The organism is Kiloniellales bacterium (assembly GCA_030064845.1).
Taxonomy (GTDB): Bacteria; Pseudomonadota; Alphaproteobacteria; order Kiloniellales; family JAKSDN01; genus JASJEC01.
In genome coordinates, this window is the sequence record JASJEC010000107.1 from 1 (window position 1) to 9938 (window position 9938).

The 9938-nt window shown below is 66.7% G+C and carries 8 protein-coding genes and 1 tRNA gene; 6 read left to right on the plus strand and 3 right to left on the minus strand.

What is annotated here, in order from left to right; genetic code table 11:
- Both QNJ67_23045 and QNJ67_23050 read left to right on the plus strand, forming a co-directional pair.
- Positions 1-1062, plus strand: a 1062-nt coding sequence (locus tag QNJ67_23045; GenBank protein MDJ0611868.1) for an enolase C-terminal domain-like protein, incomplete at its 5' end; no start/stop codon positions are given.
- Positions 1063-1148: 86 nt separating this feature from the next.
- On the plus strand, positions 1149-2069 hold the full coding sequence (locus QNJ67_23050) for a complex I NDUFA9 subunit family protein (GenBank protein ID MDJ0611869.1): 921 nt from the start codon (positions 1149-1151) through the stop codon (positions 2067-2069).
- 43 nt (positions 2070-2112) lie between these two features.
- Here QNJ67_23050 and QNJ67_23055 read toward each other — a convergent pair.
- Positions 2113-2186 (minus strand) — tRNA-Ile (locus QNJ67_23055).
- Positions 2187-2208: 22 nt separating this feature from the next.
- Between QNJ67_23055 and QNJ67_23060 the strand changes: the two genes are divergently transcribed.
- Together QNJ67_23060 and QNJ67_23065 are read left to right on the plus strand one after the other, a co-directional pair.
- The gene (locus tag QNJ67_23060) at positions 2209-2673 is read left to right on the plus strand and encodes a hypothetical protein (GenBank protein ID MDJ0611870.1); all 465 of its coding nucleotides are present in this window, start codon (positions 2209-2211) and stop codon (positions 2671-2673) included.
- Positions 2674-2828: 155 nt separating this feature from the next.
- Entirely contained in the window at positions 2829-4208 is a 1380-nt protein-coding gene (locus QNJ67_23065) for an FAD-containing oxidoreductase (GenBank protein MDJ0611871.1), read from the plus strand.
- Between the two features lie 34 nt (positions 4209-4242).
- Here QNJ67_23065 and QNJ67_23070 read toward each other — a convergent pair whose 3' ends face one another.
- Entirely contained in the window at positions 4243-6975 is a 2733-nt protein-coding gene (locus tag QNJ67_23070) for an MOSC domain-containing protein (GenBank protein ID MDJ0611872.1), read from the minus strand.
- 491 nt (positions 6976-7466) lie between these two features.
- On the opposite strand from QNJ67_23070, the gene QNJ67_23075 reads away from it, so the two are divergent.
- Positions 7467-8684 carry an RtcB family protein gene (locus tag QNJ67_23075; GenBank protein ID MDJ0611873.1) on the plus strand — a complete coding sequence of 406 codons (1218 nt, stop codon included), beginning with the start codon at positions 7467-7469 and terminating at the stop codon, positions 8682-8684.
- Positions 8685-8940: 256 nt separating this feature from the next.
- Entirely contained in the window at positions 8941-9411 is a 471-nt protein-coding gene (locus QNJ67_23080; protein ID MDJ0611874.1) for a hypothetical protein, read from the plus strand.
- 102 nt (positions 9412-9513) lie between these two features.
- On the opposite strand, the gene QNJ67_23085 is transcribed toward QNJ67_23080, so the two are convergent.
- A partial coding sequence (locus tag QNJ67_23085; GenBank protein MDJ0611875.1) for a histone deacetylase family protein occupies positions 9514-9938 on the minus strand: 425 nt, incomplete at its 5' end.

The following is a 9938-nucleotide window of genomic DNA, read 5'->3' on the forward strand; positions in this document are numbered from 1 at the left end:
GACCTGCTGCGCGGTCGCGCGGCCAGCGACCAAGCCGGCATCGACGCGGCCCTGGTGGCGCTGGACGGCACGCCCAACCGCGCGCGCCTCGGCGGCAACGCCCTGGTCGCGACCTCGATGGCCGTGGCCCACGCCGCGGCCGCCGCACGGGGCTTCCCGCTCTGGCGCCACCTTGCCGAGCCCGGCGCCGATCTGCGCCTGCCGCTGCCCGAGGTGCAGATCTTCGGCGGCGGCGCGCATGCCGGACGGCGCGTCGACGTCCAGGACTTCATGGTGATCGCGGTCGGTGCCGGGAGCTACGCCCAGGCGCTCGACTGGACCGCCGAGGTCTACCGCGCCGCGGGACAGCTGATGGCCGAGGCCGGGCTGCTGCAGGGGGTGGCGGACGAGGGTGGCTTCTGGCCGGCCTTCGACAGCAACGAGCAGGCGCTGGACGTCCTGGTCCGGGCCATCGAGCGGGCGGGACGAATCCCCGGCGAGGAGGTCGCGATCTCGCTCGACATCGCCGCGACCGACTTCGGCCAGGGCGGCCGCTATCGCCTGGCCCGAGACGGCCGAGAGGTCGATGGCGAGGCGCTGTCCGAGATGTTGCTTGGCTGGCTCGCGCGCTACCCCATCGTCGCCATCGAGGATCCGCTCGGCGAGGACGACGGCGCGACCCTGGCCCGCTTCACGGCCGCCGCCGGACCGCAGGTCGAGGTCGTCGCCGACGACTTCATCTGCACCAAAGCCGGGCGGATCGCCGAGGCCGCCGCGACCGGAGCTTGCAACACCGCGCTGATCAAGCCGAACCAGGCCGGCACCTTGAGCGAGGCGCGCGCCGCTTTAGAGGCGGCGCGCGCGGCGGGTTGGGAGGCCATCGTCTCGGCGCGCTCGGGCGAGAGCGAGGACGTCACGATCGTCCATCTCGCCGTCGGCTGGGGCGTCAAGCAACTCAAGGTCGGCTCCTTCGCGCGCTCCGAGCGCATGGCGAAGTGGAACGAGGGCCTGCGGATCGCCGATGCCCTGGGTCAGGCCGAGGGCGAACTGCCGCCGCGCGACGCCTTCCCCTGGGGCCGCTGACCTGGGCCGCGAGATCGGGCCGCGCTCGCTTGCCTCGTGAGACATAGCGGCAGGGCGGCACCTAGGAGATGCCTGGAAGCAACGAAATGGCAGCGGATTCGCGCCCCGGCTGCGTGACCGTCTTCGGCGGCACGGGTTTCCTTGGCCGCGCGATCGTCGCGCGACTCCTGTCCGAGGGAATCACGGTCCGCCTCGCAGCCCGGCACCCCGACCCTGTCGCGGTCGACCGCCGATCGGATCGAGGCGGCACCCTGCAGCCGGTCTACGCAGACCTGCGCGACGAGACCGCCGTCGCATCCGCCATCGAGGGCGCCCAGGCGGTCGTCAACGCGGTCGGGCTCTATGTCGAAAAGGGCGCCGAGACCTTCGAGGCGATTCACGAACGCGGCGCGCTCAACGTGGCGCAGCAGGCTGCGGCTCTGGGCGTCGAGCGCTTGGTCCACATCTCCGGCATCGGTGCCGACCTGCAATCCGAATCGCGCTACGTCCGGGCGCGAGCCAAGGGCGAGCTGCTGGTCATGGACGCCTTCAGGCACGCCACGATCCTGCGTCCCAGCGTCCTCTTCGGACCCGAGGACAGCTTCTTGACCACCCTGGCAGCCATTACGTCCCGAACCCCGGTGCTGCCACTTTTCGGACGCGGTCACACCAGGTTGCAGCCGGTCTACGTGGGTGACGTCGCCGAGGCTGTGCTCCGGGCCCTCGATCATCCCGAGGCGCCGGGCAAGACCTACGAGCTCGGCGGCCCCGGCATCTACAGCTACCGCGCCCTCATCGAGCTGGTCATGGCGCGCGCGAAGCGGCGGTGTCTGCTGCTCCCAGTGCCGTTTTGGCTTTGGCAGGTCGTGGCGATCCTGGCGTCTGTCCTTCCCGCGCCACCCGTAACCAGCGCGCAGGTCGCCCTGATGCGACAGGACAACCTGGTCGCCGAGGGCGCCCTGTCGCTCGTCGACCTCGGCATCGAAGCCACCCCGGTCGATGAGGTCCTGCCGGACTACGCGTTTTGAGACAGCCGGAGGCCGGGGCCGACCCTGAAATGCTGACAAAGGAGGTGGGATTCGAACCCACGGCCTGCCGCTTATCCGGCGCTACGGGGTATAAACCCGCTGCTCTACCGCTGAGCCAATTTGCGTTTCGAGGTGAGGAATGACCGAAGCCCGCATTGGAGTGGTCGTCAAAGAAGACAGTCTTTGCCAAACGGGGCTTGGCTCAATCATTGGCGAGATACATTTCGCCCTTGGTAGAAGTCCGTTTCCCGAATTGAACTGGACCGATTTCCCGGTCGTTGTCCTCTCCTGGTGGCTGGATTCAGTCGCAAGCCTTATTGACGGTGACAGCTCAGGCATCGACTTGCGCTTCATGGATGGACCATTTCTCCTTGAGGCGATCCCGATAGCCGATGGGCTGGTCAGGCTCAATTGCATTCACGACGCGTCCAAACGACAGATTGTGGCTTCATTTGAAACCAAACCCACGGAGTTTTGTTCCGTGCTGCTGAACGCCGCCAGGTCAGTCGAGCGGGCTTGCATGGAAAGAGGCTGGCAGTCGGATGACACATTGGCGCTGTCTCGGAGCATCGCAAATCTAGAGCGCCGCCTCACCAGGAGTTAGGCACATTTGCGGGACTTGGAGGATCGGTATCAACGTCATGCGTCGACATTGGTCCTTCTGCCCCTGATGCACGCCGGAATTCGGTCCGCACCGCGAGGCGAGTCCTCTAGGCTGATCGGATCAAGGTCAAAATCGCCAGAACGGGGAGAGACGACATGGCGGAACGCTTCGATGCGATCATCGTCGGCACCGGCCAGGCCGGGCCGTCGCTCGCCGCCCGCATGACCCACGAAGGCCTGAAGACGGCGATCATCGAGCGGAAGCTCTTCGGCGGCACCTGCGTCAACGTCGGCTGCATTCCGACCAAGACCCTGGTGGCGAGCGCCCGGGCCGCCCACGTGGCGCGGCGCGGCGCCGACTACGGCGTGACCATCGAGGGCCCGATCGCGGTCGACATGCAGCGGGTCAAGGCCCGCAAGGACGCGGTCGTGCGGCAATCCAACGAGGGCGTGACCAAGTGGCTCAAGACGATGGAGAACCTCACCGTCTACGAGGGCCACGGCCGCCTGGAGAGCGCGACCTCGGTCCGGGTCAACGGTGAGCTGCTCGAGGCCGAGAAGATCGTCCTCAACGTCGGCGGGCGCGCCCGGGTCCCGGACATGCCCGGCCTGGACGAGGTGAACTACCTCACCAACTCCTCAATGATGGAGGTGGACTTCCTGCCGGAGCATCTGATCGTCATCGGCGGCAGCTACATCGGTCTGGAATTCGCCCAGATGTATCGGCGCTTCGGCAGCCGGGTGACGGTCGTGGAGATGGGCGACCGCTTGATCGCGCGCGACGACGAGGACGTCTCCGCCGAGGTCAAGGCGATCCTGGAGGCCGAGGGTATCGAGGTCCGCCTCAAGGCGGAATGCGTCGGCTTCGCCAAGCGCGGCGACCAGGTCGCGGTCACCGTCGACTGCGCGCCGGCGCCGGACGAGATCGTCGGCAGTCACGTGCTCCTGGCCGTGGGCCGGGTGCCCAACACCCACGACCTCGGCCTGGAGGCGGCCGGAGTCGAGACCGATCCGCGCGGCTTCGTCGTCGTCGACGATCAGCTCCGGACCAACGTGCCCGGGATTTGGGCGATCGGCGACGTCAACGGCCGCGGCGCCTTCACCCACACCTCCTACAACGATTTCGAGATTCTCGCGGCCAACCTCTTCGACGACGACCCGCGCCGCGTGACCGACCGCATCCTGGCCTACGGGCTCTTCACCGATCCGCCGCTGGGCCGGATCGGCATGACCGAGCGGGAGGTCCGGGAGTCGGGCCGCAAGGCCCTGATCGGCAAGATGGCGATGACGCGCATCGGCCGCGCCCGTGAGCGCGGCGAGACCCAGGGCTTCATGAAGATCCTGGTCGACGCCAAGTCAGAGAAGATCCTCGGCGCCGCCATCCTCGGCATCGGCGGCGACGAAGTGATCCACTGCCTGCTCGACGTGATGTACGCCGACGCGCCCTACAGCGTGATCCGGCGCGCCGTGCACATCCACCCGACCGTCACCGAGTTGATTCCGACCCTGCTGGGCGACCTAAAACCGCTGGAATAGCGGCGAGGGATCGCCTCAGGCCCGACGCCGGCGGTCAGACCTCGATCACCAGATTGGACTTGGGCTTCGAGCAGCAGATGAGAACGCTGCCGGACGGCAACTCGTCCAGTGGCTCCTCGAAATATTCGACCTCGCCTTCGACCAGGGTAGAGATACAGGTCTGGCAGATGCCCGAGCGGCAGCTGAAGTCGGGGCTCAGGCCCTGCCGTTCGGCCAGGTCCAGGATGCTCTCGCAGCTCGGGTCCCAGTCGGCGGTCACGCCCGAGCGGGCGAAGGTCACCTGGAGGCCGCCGGCGAGCTCGGCCTCGGCGCTCGGCACCTTGGCTGGGCCGAGCGGCTTGGCCTCTTCCTGCAGCGTCGAAGCCGGGCCGAAGAATTCGTAGTTGAGCCGGCTTTCCGAGACGTCGAGGGCCAGCAGGCCGCAGTAGAGCGCGCGCATGAAAGGCGTCGGCCCGCAGATGTAGAAGTCGTAGTCGTCGAAGGGCAATAGCTGCTTCAGCAAGGCGATGTCGACCCGGCCTTGGCTGTCGTAGTCGCGGCCCTCGACGTCCTGCGAGTCCGGCTGGCTGTAGCGGATGTGGACCCGCACGTTCTCGTGCTCAGCCGCCAGCCGCCGGACGTGCGCACCCATGGCATGCTCTCGGCCGTTGCGCGCGCCGTGGATGAACCAGACCGGGCGCCGCTTGCCGCCGTCGACGATGCTGTTCAGCATGCTGACCATCGGGGTCAGGCCGACCCCGCCGCTCAGCAGCACGACCGGCCGATCGCCCTCCGGGTCGATGTGGAACTTGCCGCGCGGCGCGCCGATGCGAAGCTTGCTGCCGACCTCGATCCGGTCATGAAAGAAGTTGGACGACAGGCCGGGCGGCAGCTCGGGTCGATCCTCGGGGGCCGGCTCCCGCTTGATGCTGACGCGGTAGCGCTCCGGATTGGGGCTGTCGGAGAGCGAATAGGTGCGAATGACCGGCTTCTCCTGCCCCGGGATCGTCAGCTCGAAGGTGAGGAACTGGCCCGGCAGATAGGGCGGCAGGGCCGCGCCGTCTTCCGGCACCAGGTAGAAGGAGGTGATGATCTCGCTCTCGGGTTCCTTGCGCTCGACCAGGAAGTTCCGATAGCCCTGACCGGCCTCGGTGCCGCCCTCGGCCTTGGCCAGGCGCTCCTCGAAGGAGCCCTTCCAGCCGTGCGACAGCGCCGGCATGGCCAAGGCCCGGCCGGTCTCCTCCAAATTCTCCTTGTCGAAGTAGAGGAGTTCGTTGACCGCGCGCACGCTCAGGGCTTCCGGGTCCCGGCGGACCAGAACCAGGCGGTCGCCGGCGCCGACCTCGCCCTCCTCGAGGACGCGGAAATAGAAGCCGATCCGGCCGCTCGCCAGGAACTGGTTCTGGAAGCCCTCGATGCCCATCTTGATCGCCAGCTTGTAGCAGGGCACGCGCGGCTGGCTGACCTCGACCAGGGCGCCGCCGACCCGGAAGACGTCGCCCACGTGGACTTCCTCCTCCAGCATGCCCTCGACGGTGAAGTTCTCGCCGAACTGGCCGATCTCGAAGTCGTTGCGGTCCAGTTCCCGGGCCCAGTGGGCGTAGTTCTCGAAGGGGTAGACGTAGACCGCCCGGAAGGCCCCGCCGTGGCCCCAGAGATCCGCCTGGCCGTCGCCGTCGAGATTCAAACGGCGCAGCATCACCCGCCCCTCGACCGGCTCCTTGAAGATCCCGGTCGTGATCGCCTTGCCGTCGTGCAGGATCTCCTTGGGCAGCGAGACGTTGACCGACTTCAAGGTCATGCTGGGCGGGTCGGCGACCGCAGCTTCGCCGCCATCGGTGAACTCCGGCTTGTCGAAGACGGGCGAGTGGTCCTGGAACGTCCAGGCGAAGGGCAAAGCTCGTTCGATCTGCAGCGCCTCCTGGACGGAGAAGGCCAGCACCCGCTTTGCGCCCGGAAAGCGCCGGGTGTGCGCCGGGTCCCAGAGGATCTCGGCCTCGCCGGTCAGCTGCAGCGTGTCGCCGTGCTCGAAGTCGATGAAGATCAGGCCGCACTTCGGATTGACCGAGATGTTGCCGAGCGTGTTGAACATGCAGTTGCCGGAGTAGTCCGGAAGCAACAGCAGGGTCTCGTGGGCGACCAGGACGAAGCCGGGCCTGCCGCCACGGTGCGACACGTCGACTCCGTGGCGCCAATCCGCGCTGGCCTCCGAGAACTGGCTGGCGATGAACAGGGTGTCGGCGCGCGCGACGAGGGCGGCCTGGTCCTTGGTTAGGGCGTCTCCGCGCTGCACCGGCCGCTTCTCGCCGATCTGCGCGACCTCGCCGGCCAGGGCTGGCCGGCGGGCCTGGATGTATTTCGGGCAGTTGCCGAAGCTCTGCAGCACCTCGATCTCGAAGCCCTCGGGCGTCTTTCGAGAAACCTTGCCGTTGAGGCGATTGCGCCGGCGGGTCGGGAACTCGAGCCCCAGAGCGCCGATGTCCGCGCCCTCGACGAGGGACTCGTTCAGGGGATCACCGTAGATCGGCCGCGCCGTCACCTGCAGCCTGCGGGCCTCGGTCGGTCGCAGGAAGCCGGGCTCGCCGGCCAGGACCGAGGCCCAGGGCCGGCCGGCCGCGTCCAGCGTGCCGACGATCAGAAGGGGCAAGAGGGAAAAGAAGGCCTGATGCTCGGCCGGCATCTCGCGGCGGATCATCCGGCGGCCGAGATCCTCCATCTTGTCCGCCATGCCGAGGCGGGTCTGGATCTCCTTCTCGCCGCGGTGAAAGGGTGACTGATCTGCCGGCAAATCGCACCTCCCTGTGAACTGGCATCCTCTATCCGCCCAAAGGTGGCAACCAGATCATACACCGCTCGACAGGATTCGATTGGGCAGGGATATATCCCTTTTTTTCAGAGAGTAAAGGCAAGTCATCTGGTTTCGCCTCTGCGGATCAAGACCCTTGCGAGACGCCAGAAGACAGTGCGCGGTCTTTGGTCTTTCTTGACTTCCGTGTACGGCCGGCGCTACACAGTCGGCCCCCGGCGATGGGCGTCGGGGTCAGCGGACGTGTCGGCATGACCATGAGATCGCCATACCTTGCGAAGGATCGCAGCCGGACCGCCGTCCCAATGGACGCGCGGGCTTGCCGCGTCCTGCCGGAAGGGAGCTTTCCGCCGCGTTCATGACGACCCGAAGATCGTCGGCAACGCCTTCGAAAACCCCTCCCGGGCCGTGGCCAAGGAGGGGTTAAGTTTTTTTGGGGCAAGGTAAGCCCCGCCAAAGCAGGAGCGAAGACCATGAGCGGCTTCGAGTTCATCGAGACCCGCGGCAAGCCCATCAAGGCCTGGATCAAGGGCGTTCCGGTCGAGGACGCCGCGCGCCGGCAGCTGGAGAACATCGCCGCGCTGCCCTTCATCCACAAGCACGTGGCCGCCATGCCCGACGTGCACCTGGGCCGCGGCGCGACCGTCGGCTCGGTGATCGCGACCAAGGGCGCGATCATCCCGGCCGCGGTCGGGGTCGACATCGGCTGCGGCATGATGGCGGTGCAGACCGACCTCAAGGCCGAGCGCCTGCCCGACTCCCTGGCCAAGCTCCGCGCCGAGATCGAGCGCGCGGTGCCGGTCGGCAACGGCAAGGGCGGCGACTGGCGGGACGGCCAGGTCCCGGCGCGGGCGGAGACCGCCTTCGGCCGCAGCGACCTGGCCGAGCGCCTGCAGGCCGTGGTCGCCAAGCATCCGAAGATCTTCACCCACAAGGCCCTGGCCCAGATGGGCACCCTGGGCGGCGGCAACCACTTCGTCGAGGTCTGCCTGGACGAGGCGGGCCTGGTCTGGGTGATGCTGCACTCTGGCTCGCGCGGCACCGGCAACAAGGTCGGCACCTACTTCATCCAGGAGGCCCGCCGCGGCATCGAGAAACGCTTCCTGTCCGGGACCCTGCCGGACAAGGACCTGGCCTTCTTCGTCGAGGGCGAGGACGCGCTCTTCGCCGACTACACCGAGGCGGTCGGCTGGGCCCAGGACTACGCCCGCGCCAACCGCGAGGTGATGATGGCGCGCACCCTGGAGGCCCTGAAGAAGCACCTGCCGAAGTTCAAGACCGCCAAGGTCGCGGTCAACTGCCACCACAACTACGTGGAGCGGGAGAGCCACTTCGGCGAGAACGTCTGGGTGACCCGCAAGGGCGCGGTGCGGGCCCGCGAGGGCGACCTGGGGATCATCCCGGGCTCGATGGGCGCGCGCTCCTTCATCGTGCGCGGCAAGGGCAACGCCGAGGCCTTCCACTCCTGCTCCCACGGCGCCGGCCGAGTGATGTCGCGCAGCGAGGCCAAGCGGCGCTTCACCCTGAAGGACCACCGCGCCGCAACCGAGGGCGTCGAGTGCCGCAAGGACCAGGGCGTCATCGACGAGACCCCGGCCGCCTACAAGGACATCGACGCGGTCATGGCCGCCCAGTCCGACCTGGTCGAGGTCCTGCACACCCTGAAGCAGGTCGTGTGCGTGAAGGGCTGAGCGTCCGGAACAGTGCCAGTGGCACTGTTCCGGACGCTCAGGAAGAAATCGCGGAAGACGGATCTCCGAGGCGGTTTGTTTGCCCTTTCTCGTATGCCCAACCCGCTCTTGATCGGCTTCTTCAAGTGACGCAAACCGGATAGGTTAGAGTTGGGTTTGTGTATCTTGAGAAGAACCGCGTGATCTGTCGATGCGCCTATACATGATTACACTTGGAGTACTCTTGCTCGGCGTTTGGTGCCTAGAAGTGATCTTTTTGCACGATGCCGTCAGCGTTTACCTCGCGGCACATGGCGTGGAGTTCTCATGGTTTGAGTCATCCTGGCGAGACCTCGATGCCGAAGTCCTGCATACGCTCTTACCAGGCTTGGTCCTTGGCTCAGTAGCGGTCCTCGTGCCGTCGACGGTATTCGCGATTCTGCTCTATCTGATTGCGAGAAGGTTTCCTTACCGGGCCAGCCATTTGGCCGTGCTCCTCTGCGGCATTGCCTTTGTGATCCTGTCGCTGGGCCCTGCGATGGTCATGATCCTGGCGGGCAACTGGACGAACGAGATGTTCATTGTCTTGACCGATCCTTTCGTGATCGGCAGCTACCTCGGCCGTTCCTACTGGCCAGGTCTGTTCCTCAATCCCTTGGGATCTCAACTCCTGTTGGTCCCGATCTTGACCTTCATCTGCATTGTGGCAGGCCGCCGTCGTGCGATCCGTGCAGGACCCGCCACCTAGCACACCAGCTGTCAGGTCCGGACTTGATCTGGCAATCCATGGTGCCCCTGCACCCGTGGATGCCTGGGACGAGCCCGGTAGTGATCGTGAGAAAGGGGCTTCTTATGTCGCCCCCTCGAAGCCCTCAAGCACGCCCACGGCGTTGATCCCGATCTCCGCCACGGCGTAGCCGCCTTCCATCACGAAGAGGGTCGGCAAGCCGAGAGCGGCGAGGCGGGCGCCGATGGTCGGGTAGTCCGAGCTTTCCAGCTTGAACTGGGAGATCGGGTCTTCTTTGAAGGTGTCGACGCCGAGGGAGACGACCAGGGCCTCGGCGCCGAAGCCCGCAATCTTGCCGCAGGCGTCGTCCAGGGCTTGCGACCAGAGATCGAAGCCGCTGCCCCAGGCCAGCGGGTAGTTGGCGGTGCAGCCTTCGCCCGCGCCTTCGCCGGTCTCGTCGGCGTAGCCGAGGAAGTAGGGGAACTCCTGGCGCGGGTCGCCGTGGATCGAGGCGAAGAAGACGTCGCCGCGGTCGTAGAAGATCGACT